The organism is Bradyrhizobium barranii subsp. barranii, from assembly GCF_017565645.3.
Taxonomy (GTDB): domain Bacteria; phylum Pseudomonadota; class Alphaproteobacteria; order Rhizobiales; family Xanthobacteraceae; genus Bradyrhizobium; species Bradyrhizobium barranii.
Genome location: NZ_CP086136.1, coordinates 6,415,455 through 6,430,944, shown reverse-complemented (window position 1 = coordinate 6,430,944; position 15,490 = coordinate 6,415,455). Strand labels below are relative to the sequence as shown.

Genomic DNA, 15,490 nt, shown 5'->3' with positions numbered 1-15,490 from the left:
ACTGAAATTATAGACTTCCTCCGGCGTGATCATCGAAACCTGTGGCCGCTTTCGATAGAACAGTGCGCGTCCGGTTGGAATGAGTTGGAGCGGGCAAAGCCTGGAACACCGGCCACCCCGCGGGATCCTCCCTGCTCACGCAATTGTTCCCGGACGTAGTCTGCCAGGGGCGCTGGTCGATCGACACCTTCTTATTGCGTTTCTATGATATCACATCTTATAATTGATGAACTCCGAGAGACACGAAATATCGGTCGCTGGCTTCCGGGTCCGAACACGGGCGGCTGGAGTCGAGCGCCTTTGCAAGGAGGGCAGCATGACGCTCAAGTCGGGATTCCAATTCGCGGAGGCGCAACTTCTGCTTGAGATGGCGCAGCGTGCCTACGCCGGCACGCCATCGCTGACCGAAGCGGTGGCAACCTGCGGCCTGCCCTCCGTGCCCGATCCAAGCTCAAATTGGGCGATCCGCAAGGACCTCACCCCGACGAGTGCCACGCTATTGGATAATTACTGGCAGGTCTGGCAGAACCAGAGTGACACCACCCAATACGCGATCGCAGTGCGCGGCACGGTCGCAAGTGCGGCCAGCGTGTTGGCCGACTTGCTGTTCCCCCTGATCAACGCGCGCTTTGACGTGAAGCTCGGTCCGATCTCGCTGCCGTTCTATCTTGCCCGCGATGAGGGTGACAGTGCGGTGAAAGCCGGTGTGCATTCGGGCTTCGCTCTGAGTTTGCTGCTCATGCTGTTCACCACCGATAGCCCATTGTTCGTAACCTTGGGGCTGCTCGCGGAGCAGGGAAACGACGTCTACATCACCGGGCACAGCCAGGGTGCCTCGATCGCCACGCTGCTGACCTCGCTGGTCCGGCACTCGACGGATGTTTTTAAGGGGCCGGCCTACAAGACCTATACCTTCGCGCCTGCCAAGGCGGGCAACGACCATTACGCATACGATTACGCGCGGCTTGCCGCCGTTGACGGATACGGTTGGGCCGTGACGTCGACGCAGGACTGGGTGCCGCAGGCACCGTTTGCCCTGGAGTGGATATCAGACCTCAACACGCCAAATCCGCTGCGTGGGTTCGGCGGCAGTCCCAATCCTGAAGCAACGATCGCGCTCGGCAGCGTGGTCACCGATGGTGAGAACGCAGTCAATCGCGTTCGCGACGATGCGGTGAGGCGGCTCAAGCAGCGGGTCGAGAGTCTTTCTCTGAGACTGATATCCGAGACGATCCATTTGACCGCCGCCGATCTCGTCGCGGCAACCGCCGCACCGATCACGGGATCAACGATCTCGGACTTGATCCAACAGATCCTCGACCAGCTTCAGGCCTCGCTGAACTATGCTGACGTCGGCGCGCTGCTGCCGCTCTTCGCCAACCCGGGCGGCAACCCGACCGATGGGACGCCGGGATGCCAGAAGCTGGACTATTTCTGGCAGCACCACCTCGGCAACTACCTGAAATACATGAAGCAGCAATATGGCGGCTGAGCCGGGAAGGACTGCGTGCGCCCTCCGAGCGCACCACCTTCATCCTTATCGCTGTTTTGGCTGGATTTCGCCGACTGCCTCGCGCGGTACTTGTTGGTCCAAGCGATCATCAGCTTGCCCGCCGGTCAAAGTGACCGGCGGGAATATGCTGTCGTAGATCGCACGCGCCTCACGGATGAGGCGCTGCCGCTCGAGCTCGGATTTCGGAACGAATCGAACGACGTTGGTCATTTGCGTTCCGCGGCTTCGTCCGCGCGGCGCCAGACCGGGAAGGGGTCTGCGAGCTTCGCCCATTCCGTGACGTTCATCGCCGGCTTTCCCGGGACGAGGCAGGCATCCAGACGGGCGCGGAGCGAACCTTCATCCATACTGGTGCCGATGAACACGATTTCCTGGCGGCGATCGCCGTAGATGTCGTTCCAGTTCGCGCGCAGCTGTTTCCGCCAGGACGGATCATCCGGCCATCTTTCCCTGGGTACGCTTGCCCACCAGAAGCCAAGCGCCTGCGTGCGCGTGATCGTGCCAGCCTGGCTGATCTCGCCAAGCCATTGCGGGCGCGTTGCCAGCCAGAAATGTCCCTTGGCGCGAATGACGCCGGGCCAGGGCTCCCTGACGAATTTGTCGAACTTTTCGGGATCGAACGGCTGGCGCGCGCGATAGACGAAGTTCGTCACGCCGTATTCCTCGGTCTCCGGCACGTGATCGGTAAAGCCGTAGAGCTCCTTGAACCAGAGCGGATGCTGCTGCGCCCGCTCGAAGTCGAACCGGCCGGTGTCGAGAATGCGATCGAAGGCGACCCGGCTGTGGTTGGCTTCGATCAGATCCGCGTCCGGATTGAGCGCGCGGATGATCTTTCGCGCTGCCTCGCGTTGTGCGGGCGACGCGTCATCGACCTTGTTGAGAACGATGACGTCGGCAAACTCGATCTGCTCGACGAGGAGATCGACCAGCGTGCGCTTGTCGTTCGCCAGCGCTTCGCCGCGCTGATCGAGAAAATCCGTCGATGAATAGTCTTTGAGCAGGTTCACGGCGTCGACCACGGTGACCATGGTGTCGAGACGCGCCACATCGGAGAGGCTATCGCCGTCTTCGGAACGGAAATCGAAGGTCGCCGCAACCGGCAGCGGTTCGGAGATGCCGGTGGATTCGATCAAGAGATAATCGAAGCGGTCATTTTCTGCGAGGGCGCGCACCTCCTTCAGGAGGTCGTCTCGCAGTGTGCAGCAGATGCAGCCATTCGTCATCTCGACGAGCTTCTCGTCAGTCCGGGACAGGTTCGCACCGCCATCGCGAACCAGATCCGCATCGATGTTCACCTCGCTCATGTCGTTGACGATCACCGCCACCTTCAGGCCGTGCCGGTTGTTCAGGACGTGGTTCAGCAAAGTGGTCTTTCCAGCCCCGAGGAAGCCGGACAAGACGGTGACGGGGAGTTTTTGCATGGAGATCGAAGAGCCTTTTCAAGGGGATAGGGCGGTGACGCTTGGGGATGGGCATTGGGACCGAATATGTAATGTTATAACATTACATTCGCTGGCGGCGCCGACGTCAAGCCGTTTTGCGGCTCAGCTGAAATTCACGCGAACATTGAGGTGGATGATCGTTGTAGCGATCGGCTGCCGCTCAGCTCCAGGCAGCAGCGCGCTCGAAGGACCGGCGCGGGCCTCTCAGCCATATTCGTCGCCGATCCCGTATTCCCGGTAGATCTCGAGGGGATCCGTGTCCGGAAACAGGCGGCATTTGGCCTGAGCGAGGTGCAGGCTCACCGCCGACGGCTCCTTGCCGTTTGCCAGCATCTTGCGGATGTCGTCCATATGCGCGCTCGGCTGGTGTTTTGCTTCGAGCTGCTCCAGCGCGACGAGCGCGGTCGCCAGGGCCTCGGTCAGAACCCAGTCGTCGTGGCCCGTGATTCCCTTCTTCGGCATCGGCAGACCCCACATGCGGTGGCTGTGCCAATGTACCGTAGCTTCCGGCGAATCTCCATCGCGCAGCTGGCAACCTTGCGTTTACGTGGAACAGGCAGGCCCCGGTACTCTCGCTTGCATTATGAACGCGCGTGGCTAAAAGGCGGCCGGCGATCGTATCTTTGTCGAAATAAAGATGGCGTAGACGGATCGCACCGCTCAGGGCTGGAGCCAGCATGGTCTTTCTTAGCTTCGTCTACCGCTTCGTGACGAACTTCGCCTTCATGGCGATGGTCTATTTCAGCCTGAATTTCATGGAGAAATACCAGAACCGGGCGATCCTCGCGATCCTGGTGCTGGTCTATGCCGGCATGCGCGCGGCCTCGACGCTGCGTGCGTTCTATTTCTTCCAGAAGATCGAGAAGCTCGAGGCGGAGACCAAGCGCCTGCAGGCTCCGATCAATGACGGTTCGGGCGCAACGAACGCGCGCAAGCAGGTCGTGGCCGACGTTGGCCGGCTGCGCCGCGACGGCGAGCTCAAGTCCTATATGGACCTGTTCTTCCTGGCGCTGATCGTGCTGCTCTGTGTCGCCAACATCATGCGCCAGTAGAGCTTACTGCGCGCGCTTCTTCAGGCTGGCGACGCGGGTCGGATGCGTCGCGGAACTCCGCGGTGTGGCGCCCTTGGGCGCCGTGCTCTTGGGGGCAATGCTCTTGGGGGCGGTGCCCGTAGCCTGCGCGGTGTGCTTCGCTCCGGCCGGCGCCGTATGTGCGGTCCGATGTCCGCGCGACTTGCCGGCCTTGCCCTTGGCCGCATGGGGCGTCTCGGCCGCCATTGCCAGCCGCATCGCGGCGCGCCGCGACAAGGTCGTCGACAGCAGGACCTCGACCGAGCCCTCGGGGATGGCAAAGAGATCGCGGTCGGGCACGGGCAGGGTGGCCGCGACATTCGCCAGCGCCATCGTCTTGCGCGGCAGCAGCGGCTGATGCTCGGTCTGCGCGTTGAGGTCGGCAAGCGAGGGCGCCGGCAGCGTCTGGGTCTGCGCGAACACGAAGTTCGGCACGGACGGCCAGCGTGCGATCGGCACGGTCTCGGTCGGTGGATGCAGCAGCCATTCCACCGGCGTGGTCGGCGTTGCCGGCCGATCGGCGGTCGCGGGCACCACATGCACGATGCGATAGCCGCGCGCCTTGAGGTCGCGGATGATCTTCGGCAGCGCCGCCACCGTACGGGGCTGGATGTCGTGCAGCAGCAGGATGCCCTTGCCCTTGGCTTCCAGCCGCTGGATCGCGAGCTGGTAGACGCGGTCGGACGACACATGGCGCCAGTCGTCGGCGGGGAAGTCGGCGCTCCAGACCTGGATGCCGCGCGAGATCAGCAGGTTTTCGACGCCTTCGGCGCGCATCAGGCCGGGAATGCGGAAGAACGGCGCGAGCTTGGACGAATCGGTCATCGCGGCCGAGGTCCACTCGATGCCGCCGTTGATCTGCGTCTCGGCCTTGTCCAGCGGCATCCGGTCGAACGTCAGCGGATGGTTCATGCTGTGCGTGCCGACAGTGTGGCCCGCGGCAATCAGCTTGCGCACGCCTTCCGGGTTCGCCTTGGCCTGCTCGCCGATGATGAAGAAGGTCGCCTTGATGCACTCGTCGTCGAGCATCTTGAGGATCTGGTTCGAATATTTCGGCAGCGGACCGTCGTCGAAGGTCAGGACGACTTCATGGTCTTTCAGCGGCAGCGTTTCGCGGTACTGCATGGTGCCGATGCGCGGATGCTCGCGCGGGTCGACCACGAGGGTGCGGGAGGTCCCGAGCGCGTCCGGATGGCCAGGACAGTCCGCCGCAAGGGCCGCCGGTGAACCGACGACCAACAGCCCCAGACACAGGACGATCCACGATCGCGTCCGAAAAACAACGCTACTTCCGATCATGAACCTCGTCTGCCTCCTTACGCGACTGCCACCTTAATTGGTCGGAGACGCCCAGAAACGGTTCAGGCGCAATACCCTCTACATCCTTGCATGCCGTAGCATGAACAGACTGTTAATAGGGCCCAAATCACCCCATTTTGCACCGCCGTGACATTACGGCATCAATGCGCATCGGCGCTCTTCTGTGATGTGCCCGCCGGCACGACGTGAACGACGCGATAACCGTTGTCCCTGAGGTATCGCAGGAAGGCCGGCATGATCGCGGCCGTGCGTGCCTTGGGGTCGTGGAAGAGGATGATGCCCTTGCCGGCAGCGGCGAGGCGCTCGGTGACGAGCTCAATTCCTGCTCCGGTGTGATCTCGTTCCAGTCGCTGGCCCAGAGGTCGGCCCCGAACACGACGATGCCGCGCGACTGGAGCAGGTCGAGCTGCGCTGGCGTCCCCTCGAAATAGGGGAAGCGGAAGAACGGCGTCGAGGGCGTCGTCGTCGACACGCCTTTGAGCGCCGTCTCGTCGGCTGCGATGCCGCGGTCGATCTCGCTCCTCGCCTTCTCGAACGGGATCCGTGCCATGAACGGGTGCGACCAGGTGTGGTGGCCGATGGTGTGGCCCTCGCGCGCGATGCGCTTGACCATGTCAGGATGTTCGGAGGCGTGCAGGCCGATCAGGAAGAAGGTCGCGCGCACGCATTCCTGCGCCAGCGCCGCCAGCACCTTCGACGTCGTCGGCGGATGCGGGCCATCGTCGAAGGTCAGCACGACCTCGTGATCGGCGAGCGGCAGCGTCTGCGGAAAGCTCTTCAGGCCCACGCGCGGCGTGGTCTTGGCGTCGACGCTCAGAACGCGCGAGGTGCCGAGCGCGTCCTTGCGCGGGCAGTCCGCGGCCTCCGAAGCGGCGATGCCGATGAGGCCCGCGAAGACCGCGCCCACCGAGATCGACATCCATTTCAGCCGAAGCATCTTTGCCATTGCGCTCGCAGTTCGCTTGTGGGTATTGCCTGACCGTCAGCTCAGACCGCTCGTTCCAACCTGTCAAACGGCGAGGCGCGCCATGGATGAACATATGGACGGTGCCCCATCCGCCGAGGCCTCGGTACTCGACCACGTTCCGATGCGCAATGAAGACGGCGAAATTCGTCATGAATTCGTCGAGGAGATTGCCCATGCGATCGAGGCCGGCGACAGCGCCGCGCTGCGCGCCTGCGTTGCCGAGCTGCACGAGGCCGATCTCGGCGATCTGATCGGAGCTCTCGCGCCCGACCACCGCGTTCGCCTGGTCGAGCTGACCGGGCGCGACTTCGACTTCTCGGCACTGAACGAGCTCGACGAGGGCGTGCGCGAGGAGATCCTCGAGGAGCTGCCGCCGGAGACCGTTGCGGAAGGCGTCCGCGAGCTCGAATCCGACGACGCGGTCGAGCTGCTGGAAACCCTGGACGAGGCGGAGCAGGAGGAGATCCTCGAGAAGCTGCCGTTGCAGGAGCGCGTCGCGCTCGAGCGCAGCCTGCTTTATCCCGAAAATTCCGCCGGCCGCCGGATGCAGACCGAGTTCATCGCGGTGCCGCAGGATTTCACCGTCGGGCAGGCGATCGACTACATGCGCGAGACGCCGGATCTGCCCGACCGCTTCTACGAGATCTACGTCGTGGACAAGGACCAGCATTGGCAGGGCGCGGTCTCGCTCGACGTCCTGCTCCGCGCCCGCCGCCCGGTGGCGCTTGCCGAGCTGACCGACGAGGATCGCCGCCGCGTCTCCGTCCTGGAGGACCAGGAGGAGGTGGCGCGCATGTTCGGCAAGTACAATCTCGTCGCGGCACCCGTGCTCGATACCCAGGATCGCCTGGTCGGCGTCATCACCGTCGACGACGTCGTGGACGTGATCGAGGAGGAGGCGGACGAGGACCTCAAGGCGCTCGGCGGCGTCAACAGCGACGAAGAACTCTCCGACACCGTGTTCACCATTGCGCGGGCGCGGTTCAACTGGCTGCTGGTCAATCTCGCCACCGCCTTTCTTGCATCCTCAGTGCTGGGCCTGTTCGAGGGGCAGCTGGAGAAGATGGTCGCGCTCGCGGTGCTGGCGCCGATCGTCGCGAGCCAGGGCGGCAATGCAGCGACCCAGACCATGACGGTCGCGGTGCGCGCGCTTGCGACGCGCGAGCTCGGCTCCTCCAACGCCTGGCGCGTGGTGATGCGCGAAGGCCTGGTCGGGCTCGTCAACGGCCTTGCCTTCGCCTTGATCACGGGCATCGCGGCGGTGGCCTGGTTCAAGATCCCGGGCCTCGGCATCGTCATCGGGCTTGCGATCATCTGCAACCTCGTCGCCGGCGCGCTCGGCGGCATCCTGATCCCGATGGCGCTCGAACGTGTCAGGGCCGATCCGGCGGTCGCGTCAGGCACGTTCGTCACGACGGTGACCGACGTCGTCGGCTTCTTCTCCTTCCTCGGCATCGCGACGTTGTGGTTCGGGTTGAGGTAAGGCGCGCTATGTCCTCGCGTGTCCCGGGCGCGCTGCAACGCCCTTTGCGTTGCTGCGCAGAACTGGGACCCAGAAAGCAGCACGGCACGTGGTGGCGAAATGGGCCCCGGCTCAGCAGCGCACCGCTGCGCGCTGCGCTGCGTCCGGGGCACGAGACCGTCTTCGCCCACCATCATCTTTAATCCGAACTTAAGCGACCTGCTGCATCATTGCCCGTGCTTGGGGGAATGAACATGCGGTTGCGGCTGAAGGCGGACGGACGGGTCGTCGAGTTGCGGGATGGGCAGGAGCTTCCGGTCCAGTCATTTTCAGTCCAGCCGTTGCCGGTTCAGCCGGCGGCCAATGCCGCCCCTGGCGATGATGCCAGCTCGCTCGCCGTGCGCGCTCTGCGCCGTCGCGCCTGCCTCACCCAGATGGAGTTCGCCGCCAAGCTCGGCGTTCCCGTCGAGACGATCCGGAACTGGGAGCAGGGCAAGCGCGCCCCGCGAGGACCCGCCCGCGCGCTGCTCGCCGTGATTGCGCATGCGCCGGACACCGTGTTCCAGGCGCTCGCCAAAGCCTGACGTCAGGGCCAAGCGCGAACCTCCCGTTAGCATTGCGCTGAATATCCGGCCCGGCGCCGGCGTCGTCCGTTGGCAGTGTTACGGGCCGGGTCCATAATGGCGACACTGCGCAGGTCTACGACAATGAGCGCGAGGTCGGCGACGGCCTGCGCGGCTCGGGCGTGCGCCGCGACGACATCTTCCTCACGACAAAGGTCTGGACCAACCATTTCGCGCCTCATGATCTCGAACGCTCGGTCAAGGAGAGCCTCGCCAGGATGCGGCTCTCCTCCGTCGATCTCCTGCTGCTGCACTGGCCCAATTCGCACGTGCCGCTGGAGGAGACGCTGGGTGCGCTGTCGCATGCCAAGCGCATGGGCCTGACCCGCCACATCGGCGTTTCCAATTTCACGGTGGCGCTGATTGAGCAGGCGGTGGCGCTCTCGCCGGAGCCGCTCGTCTGCAACCAGGTCGAATATCATCCTTATCTCGACCAGACGAAGGTGAGGGCAACCTGCGACCAGCATGGCCTCGCGCTGGTCGCCTACAGCCCGATCGCCAGGGGCCGCGTCAAGGCCGACCAGACGCTCGCTGCGCTCGGCCGCGCGCATCGCAAGACGCCGGCACAAATCTGCCTGCGCTGGCTGGTGCAACAGAATGTCGCTGCGATCCCGCGCACCTCGCGCGTCGAACGTCTGTCGGAAAACATCGATATTTTCGATTTCGAGCTCTCGGACGACGAGATGGCCCAGATCGCCGCGCTGGCAAATCCCAAGGGCCGCCTGACCGATTTCGGCTTCGCGCCAAAATGGGATTGAGAGGGGGCCGCTGTATGCTAGGACCGGCGTGGCAACCCAAGATCGATCGATGGAACTGCGGAAGATCATACGGACGGACATTGCAGCGTCGGCGGTCGCGCATCTGACGCTGGTGGCGCTGATCATCCTGATCAGCGAAGTCCATCCGTTTCACGCCGCGGCGCCCGAGACCGTTTCGGTGGACATCGTCACGCCGGAGCAAGTGAAGGAGGAGGCCAAGGCCAAGGCCAAGGCCGAGGAGAAGGCTCAGGAGCAGGCGAAGGAGAAGCCGCCGGAGCCGCTGCCGGACCTGAAATTGCCGAAGCTGGATTTCACCGACAAGGACAAGGCGGAACCCGCGCCGAAGCCTGCGACCCAGCAGCAGGCGGCGGCGCCCTCGCCGCAGGCCTCGCCTGAACCGCAGCAGAAACAGCCGCAGCCGCAACCCTCACAGGCACCGAAGCAGCGGGAGGCCAATGTGCAGCCGCAGCCTCAACAGCCGCAGCCGTCGCAACAGCCGCCTCCGCAACCCCAGCAACAACCGCCGCCCCAGGCGATGCCGCAGCCGCCGTCGCAACAGCCGCCGCCACAAGCGATGCAGCAGCCGCAAGCCGCGCCGCCGGCCTATCAGGCGCCGGAGCCTGACGTAACCGTCAAGTACGGCGTCATGCTGGGCTTGCCGCCGGAATTGCCGCCGGAGCTGCCGAAAGACGCCCCCAAGGACGATGGCGGCGATGCCAAGGATTCGATCGCAGCCAAGCTGCCATCCGAGGTCATCGCCGCGCTGCGTCGCCACCTGAAGAGCTGCGCCAAACTGCCGGCCGGGGTCGACCCGACCGACAACGTCAACATCAAGCTGCGCACGGTGTTCGCCACCGACGGCACGCTGGCCCGCCCGCCGATCCTGATCGAAGCTCCGCCATCCGCGAAGGGCGTGGCCATCGTGAAATCCGCGACCGCCGCGCTCCAGGCCTGCCAGCCCTACAAGATGCTGCCGCCCGACAAGTATGGTGAATGGAAGATCTTGGACCTGCCGTTCTCGCCGCGGGATTTTGGCGGAGGGTAGGCGGCTCGTACCCATCCTGCGAGCTAAGGCCTCCCGGTTCGCGGCTTCAGCCATGCCATGATCACGGCCTGCGGCGTTCTCCGGCTGCGTGGCAAGCTATGTCTTTCGATGGTGCGCCGTGCAAACGCGCCGGCTTGCTCGGCGGAGCCTCGCTGCGCCGGCGCGAGAGCCATCCACTCGCGAATGACGGCACGTCGAATTTTCGATTTTGGCATCGGGTCAAATCCATGAGTTCGGGTGGATGTTCACGCGGCCTGCCGAAGGGGGATGGCCTCCGAGCGCCGCGCCAGAAGCACGCTGCCACATGGATGCTCGGCGCCTTGCAGGACGACGAAGCCGCGCTTCGTCACTGCGGCACGAAGAGTGTCCTTCGCAGCTGCCTTCTGCGCGTCGAGCCAGATCACCAGCACGGCGCGGGGGCTCAGGAAATCGTCGAGCCAATCCACTGTCGCATCGAGTGCGTGAAGCGTGCGTCGCCGCCAATCCACGAGCGCGACTTCATATTGACCTGCCGGCCGGCCGCAATTACCCGCCGCCGCCGCCAGCAGATATCCGCGACGATGCAGCTCAATCACCAATTCCATGCTCTTCGCGCCGACCACGACGATGCGCTGCCGCGTCGAGCAGTTCGCGATGGCCATCATCGGATCGATGATCCTGTCGCTGACCCCTGAATTCGACATCATTTCACCAGTTCGCTACGCCGCGCGAGCTTGCGCGACGGAGCGGATATGGTGCCGGATGCTGTATGATTTCGAGATTGGCGCGATCGCGGTTGCATAGGATCGGCATAGGACCGACCTCGGCCGGGCTGCCGGCAACTTATGCCGCGCTTATAAACAGACGACGGGCTCCCCATCGCATTCAAATGCCGTCAGCGCCATTCTTCCGGTCCGCGCGTGCTGTCGCGCCTTGCCTTGGAGACATAAATGTCGGCCTATCGTGCATTGATCGTGGGACTACACGATCGTCCCATCAGAATGATCCACATGGATTGCATCGATGATGAAGCCGCGATCAGCTCCGCGGAGCGGCTCGTCGACGGTCGCGACGTGGAGCTCTGGCAGATGGATCGGCCTGTGGCCAGATTCGATTGCCGGTCCGGGACGATGCGCAGGAAGTAAGCCGGGATATCGCCGAGTGGGCGAGCCTCGCGTCTTGGGATGACGGCGCCAGTCGTGTCGTCATTGCGAACGTAGCGAAGCAATCCAGACTGTCACCGTGAAAAGATTCGGGAGTGCTTCGCTGCGCTCGCAGTGACGATGTGGAGAACGCGTGCCACGCGCGCAGCAGATGCCTCAATAGCCGCGCTTCCGCGTCTCCGTACCATCCATCTCCTCCGGCGCCATCGCCGCCCATGCGCTCGACGCGAACTGCCTTCGCCAGGTCACGATCACCACCGCCGCCGTGGTCACGAACAGCACCCAGGGGCTGACGAACCAGCCGAGATAGCCGAGTGCGAAGAAGAAGGCGCGCTGGCCGCGGTTGAAGTGGCGGCCGGCGGATTCGAACAGGCGCGAGGTGCGGATGACGTGGGCCTCGGCCTCGGGCGTGTCGCGCCGGTCAGCCGGCGGCATGCCGCCGAACAGGATCGCGACATAGTTGAACAGGCGATAGGCCCAGGCAAATTTGAAGAAGGCGTAGACGCAGATCAGCACGAGGCCGACGCATTTCAGCTCCCACATTGCGGGCGAGGTGCTGAGGTCGATCGGCAGCTTGCTCAGGATCGTGATGGCGTCGTTGGTGGCATGCAGCAATGCCAGCGCGCCGCCGAGTGCGAACAGGCTGGTGGAAGCGAAGAAGGCGGTGCCGTTCTGGAGCGAGGCCATGATCTGCATGTCGACCATGCGGGTGTCGCGGTCGAGCAGGCGGCGGACCCAGACCTCGCGATAGCGGTTCATGCGCGCCGACAGGCTGTCGCGGCCATAGGCCGAGTGCTCCAGCGTCAGGGCATAGACCAGCCATTCGATGATGAAGAAGCCGACCGCGGTGATGTCGACCCAATGCCTGCCCATGTCTCACTCCTCGCGAAGATCGCAACGATTGCCACGCGCGGCCGGGTGCGGCAACGATTGATTGGCGGCAGGCGATGGCGCTAAAAGCAGCCGCATCCAGAGGACCTAGGGAAGGACCAGCGACATGGCCGCGCTCAAGCTCGCGATCGGAAACAAGAACTACTCGTCATGGTCGATGCGGCCATGGCTCGCACTGCGCGCCAATGACATCCCGTTCGTCGAGACCGTCATTCCGCTCTACACGGATAATCCCGCGGACAAGGATCAGATCCTGTCCTTCAGCCGTGCCGGCAAGGTGCCGGTGCTGGTCGACGGCGACATCACGGTGTGGGATTCGCTCAGCATCATCGAGTACATTGCCGAGTGCTATCCGGAAGCGAAGCTGTGGCCCGACGATGTCGCCGCCCGCGCACACGCCCGTTCGGTGTGCGCCGAGATGCATTCCGGCTTCATGGCCTTGCGCAACGAATGCGGCATGAACCTGCACCGCCCCGTGGGCGCCGTGACGCTGTCGGCGGACGCCAGGGCCAACATCGCGCGCGTGCAGGAGATCTGGCGGGAGTGCCGGGCGCGCTACGGTGCCAAGGGACCGTTCCTGTTCGGCCGCTTCGGTGCGGCGGATGCGATGTACGCCCCGGTCGTGCACCGTTTCCGCACCTACGCGATCGAGGTCACGCCGGAGACCAGGGCCTACTTGGACACGATGATGGCGTTGCCAGCGTTCCAGGAATGGACCCGCGACGGGATCGCCGAAACGCTCGTCATCGAGAAATTCGAGAACGTCTGACCCGCGAATGTGATCGGGCGCCGCTTGACGATGTGCAGGCTGGCGGCGCTCAATCGCGGCGGAAGGACCGCTTGGGAGAGGGCAGGGGCATGGGAATTCTGGACTCGCTGGAAAACAACCCCGCGCTTCGCAGCGCGCTCGGCCAGCTCGGCGCCGCGGTCCTGCCGGCGGTGCTGAACGAGGTGGTCGGCAGCAACAATCAGGGCGGCCTCAGCGCAATCGTCGCCAAGCTCCAGCAGTCCGGTTTCGGTGAGCAGGTCAAATCCTGGCTCGGCAATGGCCAGAACCTGCCGATCTCGGCCGACCAGCTCCGCGCGGTGCTCGGCAACGACACCGTTCGCCAGCTCGCGGCGCGCTACAACATCCCAGTCGACCAGCTCGGCCAGATTCTGGCCCAGGAACTGCCCAAGGCCGTGGACCAGGCAAGCCCGGAGGGCCATCTGCCCCACACCGCCTGAGGGAGCCGGTTCCAGCGGTATCCTCCACTCGCCGGTTCCTGCACTATCGTCCTGAAAATACTGCCGGATCGGCCTATTTGCCATGCCTGTATACCGCTGGCCAAAACGCCGCATTGCGTGCTATATGTCACGCCGGGTTTTCAGCCGGTCCGTCGCAGTGGGACCCTGGGCACAGCCGGCGCTGTTTGAGTCATGGAGATGGGCGTTGAAGCATAAATTCCCCGTGGGAACGCGCGTACTGTTCACTGCCAGCAACGTCGCGCGCCCGGCTGCGAGTGGCTCATACGAGATCATCCGCCTGCTGCCGACGGATGGCGACGACTGCCAGTACCGCATCAAGAGTTCGACTGAAGCGTTCGAGCGCGTCGCCAAGGAAAGCCAGCTCGCCCAATCCTGACGGATGACGGTGCCGCGCGTTGACATCGCGGACGAATTCGCTTCGCTCGCCGTCAAAAGGCCCCCTTCGCCTCGACATGGTGAACCGGGGGCAGTTGCCGACTCGCGGGGCTCGCTTTGACCATTCGCTCTTTGCTCGCGTGAGGGGACGTCGCGCATGAACTGGGCATGGGCCACTTCGTTCGACCAAATCTCGCGCCCGCAGGCCTTTCCGATGTGGATGATCCTGGTAGCCGCCGGCTTCCTCGGCCTGATTCTCCTGATTACGCTGGTGCGCGCCGAAAGGTCGGTTGCCAACGGCGCGCTGACCGTCATCACGCTGCTTTCCATTGCCATCGCCGTGGCTGCCACCGTGCGCGTCTATGGTCCGGCGGAGGAGGCAGCCCCGGGCGAGGCGCGCGCGCAGAGCGCGGTTGTCGCCAGCCTGCCGGCGCTATCCTGTCTCGACGATCTCGCCGGCAATGCCGTGGCGATCGGTTGCGAGAAGGCGCTGTTCGGCTCGCCTGACGCGGCGGCTGCGGCCGTCTCCTACACCGCCGCACGGATCGACCGGCTCACCGCGCTCGGCGATGCCGCGACCGCCGAGAAGAGCCTGACGCTGGACATGAAGGTGCTGCGCAAGGCGCTGGAGCGCGACCGCTACGGCCTCGTCGCGCAGGTGCTGGTTGCGCGCGACGGCTGCACACAGTTCGACTGCCCCGCCTTCCGCTCGCTGACCGATCAGCAGCGGGTCGCCGCCAACATGGATTCCCATCTCTACGACACGCTGGTCGCGCGCTATGCGCCGGGCTGGAACGCGCCCGCAACGGCCCCGGCGATGCCGGCCACCGCGGCGCTTGCCGGGATGCCGCCATCGATGCCGACGGGCAGGCCGACCAATGCGGAGTTCCCGAGCGCGTCATCGACGCCGCCGGTGAGCATCATGAATCCGGAGCCGCCCACGGCGGCGGTGCGACAGGCAGCGCCCGCCGGAGGCGCAGCCGCGGCGCCGCGCGCGTCCGCTCCGACCTCTGCGCAGGCCGCTGCTCCAGCGGCGCCGGCTGCGAAGAAGCCGCCGGCACCGAAGGCCGCACGTGCGCCGGCCGCAGCACCAGTTCCGCTCGCCCCGCCGGCTCCGGCCCCGGCTCCTGCAGCTGCGGATAACGAATAGTTCGGCATTCCAAATGCGTGGCCGCCCGGCTAATGCTGGGCGCATGCCGCTACATCTGATCAAGCTCGCCGTCGGTTGCGACTCCGTCAAGGAATTGAAGGGGTGGGTCGCCGAACGGATGCAGACCGCCAAGAAGAAGGGTCTGCCGCAACATCACATCCACATCACCCGCATGGTGCCCAAGCGCGACGCCGAGATCCTGGCGGGCGGATCGCTCTACTGGGTGATCAAGGGCGAGATCGCCGCGCGTGAAAAGATCATCGGCATCGAGCCGTTCCGCGACAAGGACGGCATCGGCCGTTGCCGGATCGTGATGCAGCCGAAGGTGATCTCGGTATCGCCGCGGCCGATGCGGCCGTTCCAGGGCTGGCGCTACCTCAGCGACGATTCCGTGCCGCCCGATCTCGGCAAGTCGGCCGCCGGCTCGATCGCGGCGATGCCGGAGCCGATGCGGCGCGAGCTGCGCGATCTCGGACTGCTCTGA

At 64.6% G+C, this 15,490-nt stretch carries 17 protein-coding genes and 2 pseudogenes; 12 read left to right on the top strand and 7 right to left on the bottom strand.

Annotation, left to right across the window (positions count from 1 at the left end):
• The first annotated feature begins 316 nt into the window (after positions 1-316).
• Positions 317-1,492 carry a lipase family protein gene (locus J4G43_RS31205; RefSeq protein ID WP_208087323.1) on the top strand — a complete coding sequence of 392 codons (1,176 nt, stop codon included), beginning with the start codon at positions 317-319 and terminating at the stop codon, positions 1,490-1,492.
• A gap of 45 nt (positions 1,493-1,537) precedes the next feature.
• On the opposite strand, the gene J4G43_RS31200 is transcribed toward J4G43_RS31205, so the two are convergent.
• From J4G43_RS31200 to J4G43_RS31190, 3 genes are all read right to left on the bottom strand, one after another.
• Positions 1,538-1,723, bottom strand: coding sequence for a hypothetical protein (locus J4G43_RS31200; protein WP_208089619.1), 186 nt, complete (start codon positions 1,721-1,723; stop codon positions 1,538-1,540).
• Positions 1,720-2,934, bottom strand: coding sequence for a zinc metallochaperone GTPase ZigA (gene zigA, locus J4G43_RS31195; protein WP_208087322.1), 1,215 nt, complete (start codon positions 2,932-2,934; stop codon positions 1,720-1,722). Before zigA ends, J4G43_RS31200 begins: the two co-directional genes overlap by 4 nt.
• A 225-nt stretch (positions 2,935-3,159) precedes the next feature.
• A complete protein-coding gene (locus J4G43_RS31190; RefSeq protein WP_225005221.1) occupies positions 3,160-3,417 on the bottom strand; it encodes a hypothetical protein in 258 nt (85 codons plus the stop codon).
• A gap of 215 nt (positions 3,418-3,632) precedes the next feature.
• Between J4G43_RS31190 and J4G43_RS31185 the strand changes: the two genes are divergently transcribed.
• Positions 3,633-4,007 carry a hypothetical protein gene (locus J4G43_RS31185; RefSeq protein ID WP_063982749.1) on the top strand — a complete coding sequence of 125 codons (375 nt, stop codon included), beginning with the start codon at positions 3,633-3,635 and terminating at the stop codon, positions 4,005-4,007.
• A 3-nt stretch (positions 4,008-4,010) separates the two neighbouring features.
• On the opposite strand, the gene J4G43_RS31180 is transcribed toward J4G43_RS31185, so the two are convergent.
• Together J4G43_RS31180 and J4G43_RS31175 are read right to left on the bottom strand one after the other, a co-directional pair.
• Positions 4,011-5,324, bottom strand: a complete 1,314-nt coding sequence (locus J4G43_RS31180) for a polysaccharide deacetylase family protein (protein WP_208087321.1) — start codon at positions 5,322-5,324, stop codon at positions 4,011-4,013.
• A gap of 161 nt (positions 5,325-5,485) precedes the next feature.
• Positions 5,486-6,291, bottom strand: a pseudogene (locus J4G43_RS31175) (polysaccharide deacetylase family protein).
• Between the two features lie 82 nt (positions 6,292-6,373).
• On the opposite strand from J4G43_RS31175, the gene mgtE reads away from it, so the two are divergent.
• The 4 genes and pseudogenes from mgtE to J4G43_RS31155 all read left to right on the top strand — a co-directional run bounded on the left by mgtE (position 6,374) and on the right by J4G43_RS31155 (position 10,200).
• A complete protein-coding gene (gene mgtE / locus J4G43_RS31170) occupies positions 6,374-7,795 on the top strand; it encodes a magnesium transporter (RefSeq protein WP_028150524.1) in 1,422 nt (473 codons plus the stop codon).
• A 227-nt stretch (positions 7,796-8,022) separates the two neighbouring features.
• Entirely contained in the window at positions 8,023-8,358 is a 336-nt protein-coding gene (locus J4G43_RS31165) for a helix-turn-helix domain-containing protein (protein WP_208087320.1), read from the top strand.
• A gap of 101 nt (positions 8,359-8,459) precedes the next feature.
• Positions 8,460-9,155, top strand: a pseudogene (locus J4G43_RS31160) (aldo/keto reductase); the annotation flags it as partial.
• Positions 9,156-9,204: 49 nt separating this feature from the next.
• Positions 9,205-10,200 carry a hypothetical protein gene (locus J4G43_RS31155; RefSeq protein WP_208087319.1) on the top strand — a complete coding sequence of 332 codons (996 nt, stop codon included), beginning with the start codon at positions 9,205-9,207 and terminating at the stop codon, positions 10,198-10,200.
• 245 nt (positions 10,201-10,445) lie between these two features.
• On the opposite strand, the gene J4G43_RS31150 is transcribed toward J4G43_RS31155, so the two are convergent.
• Positions 10,446-10,844 (bottom strand): hypothetical protein, encoded by a 399-nt coding sequence (locus J4G43_RS31150; protein ID WP_135214881.1) that lies wholly within the window; start codon positions 10,842-10,844, stop codon positions 10,446-10,448.
• Between J4G43_RS31150 and J4G43_RS31145 the strand changes: the two genes are divergently transcribed.
• Complete coding sequence (locus J4G43_RS31145; protein ID WP_161495942.1) at positions 10,834-10,983, top strand: hypothetical protein; 150 nt, start codon at positions 10,834-10,836, stop codon at positions 10,981-10,983. The genes J4G43_RS31150 and J4G43_RS31145 overlap by 11 nt on opposite strands.
• 515 nt (positions 10,984-11,498) lie before the next feature.
• Here J4G43_RS31145 and J4G43_RS31140 read toward each other — a convergent pair.
• Entirely contained in the window at positions 11,499-12,215 is a 717-nt protein-coding gene (locus J4G43_RS31140) for a DUF599 domain-containing protein (protein WP_208087317.1), read from the bottom strand.
• Positions 12,216-12,339: 124 nt separating this feature from the next.
• Here J4G43_RS31140 and J4G43_RS31135 point away from each other — a divergent pair, with 124 nt between their 5' ends.
• The 5 genes from J4G43_RS31135 (at position 12,340) to J4G43_RS31115 (ending at position 15,490) form a co-directional block, all read left to right on the top strand.
• Entirely contained in the window at positions 12,340-13,002 is a 663-nt protein-coding gene (locus tag J4G43_RS31135) for a glutathione S-transferase family protein (RefSeq protein ID WP_208087316.1), read from the top strand.
• An 89-nt stretch (positions 13,003-13,091) separates the two neighbouring features.
• Positions 13,092-13,460, top strand: coding sequence for a YidB family protein (locus tag J4G43_RS31130; protein WP_208087315.1), 369 nt, complete (start codon positions 13,092-13,094; stop codon positions 13,458-13,460).
• Between the two features lie 205 nt (positions 13,461-13,665).
• Positions 13,666-13,857 carry a hypothetical protein gene (locus tag J4G43_RS31125; protein ID WP_014494643.1) on the top strand — a complete coding sequence of 64 codons (192 nt, stop codon included), beginning with the start codon at positions 13,666-13,668 and terminating at the stop codon, positions 13,855-13,857.
• Between the two features lie 156 nt (positions 13,858-14,013).
• On the top strand, positions 14,014-15,006 hold the full coding sequence (locus J4G43_RS31120; protein WP_208087314.1) for a hypothetical protein: 993 nt from the start codon (positions 14,014-14,016) through the stop codon (positions 15,004-15,006).
• A gap of 43 nt (positions 15,007-15,049) precedes the next feature.
• Positions 15,050-15,490 carry a DUF1489 family protein gene (locus tag J4G43_RS31115; RefSeq protein WP_028155001.1) on the top strand — a complete coding sequence of 147 codons (441 nt, stop codon included), beginning with the start codon at positions 15,050-15,052 and terminating at the stop codon, positions 15,488-15,490.

Coding starts and splice junctions, on each gene's coding strand:
- J4G43_RS31185 (WP_063982749.1), top strand. CDS start 3,633: ATGGTCTTTCTTAGCTTCGTCTACCGCTTCGTGACGAACTTCGCCTTC.
- mgtE (WP_028150524.1), top strand. CDS start 6,374: ATGGATGAACATATGGACGGTGCCCCATCCGCCGAGGCCTCGGTACTC.
- J4G43_RS31200 (WP_208089619.1), bottom strand. CDS start 1,723: ATGACCAACGTCGTTCGATTCGTTCCGAAATCCGAGCTCGAGCGGCAG.
- J4G43_RS31180 (WP_208087321.1), bottom strand. CDS start 5,324: ATGATCGGAAGTAGCGTTGTTTTTCGGACGCGATCGTGGATCGTCCTG.
- J4G43_RS31135 (WP_208087316.1), top strand. CDS start 12,340: ATGGCCGCGCTCAAGCTCGCGATCGGAAACAAGAACTACTCGTCATGG.
- J4G43_RS31155 (WP_208087319.1), top strand. CDS start 9,205: ATGGAACTGCGGAAGATCATACGGACGGACATTGCAGCGTCGGCGGTC.
- J4G43_RS31140 (WP_208087317.1), bottom strand. CDS start 12,215: ATGGGCAGGCATTGGGTCGACATCACCGCGGTCGGCTTCTTCATCATC.
- J4G43_RS31165 (WP_208087320.1), top strand. CDS start 8,023: ATGAACATGCGGTTGCGGCTGAAGGCGGACGGACGGGTCGTCGAGTTG.
- zigA (WP_208087322.1), bottom strand. CDS start 2,934: ATGCAAAAACTCCCCGTCACCGTCTTGTCCGGCTTCCTCGGGGCTGGA.
- J4G43_RS31145 (WP_161495942.1), top strand. CDS start 10,834: ATGGCCATCATCGGATCGATGATCCTGTCGCTGACCCCTGAATTCGAC.
- J4G43_RS31115 (WP_028155001.1), top strand. CDS start 15,050: ATGCCGCTACATCTGATCAAGCTCGCCGTCGGTTGCGACTCCGTCAAG.
- J4G43_RS31205 (WP_208087323.1), top strand. CDS start 317: ATGACGCTCAAGTCGGGATTCCAATTCGCGGAGGCGCAACTTCTGCTT.
- J4G43_RS31120 (WP_208087314.1), top strand. CDS start 14,014: ATGAACTGGGCATGGGCCACTTCGTTCGACCAAATCTCGCGCCCGCAG.
- J4G43_RS31150 (WP_135214881.1), bottom strand. CDS start 10,844: ATGATGGCCATCGCGAACTGCTCGACGCGGCAGCGCATCGTCGTGGTC.
- J4G43_RS31130 (WP_208087315.1), top strand. CDS start 13,092: ATGGGAATTCTGGACTCGCTGGAAAACAACCCCGCGCTTCGCAGCGCG.
- J4G43_RS31190 (WP_225005221.1), bottom strand. CDS start 3,417: ATGCCGAAGAAGGGAATCACGGGCCACGACGACTGGGTTCTGACCGAG.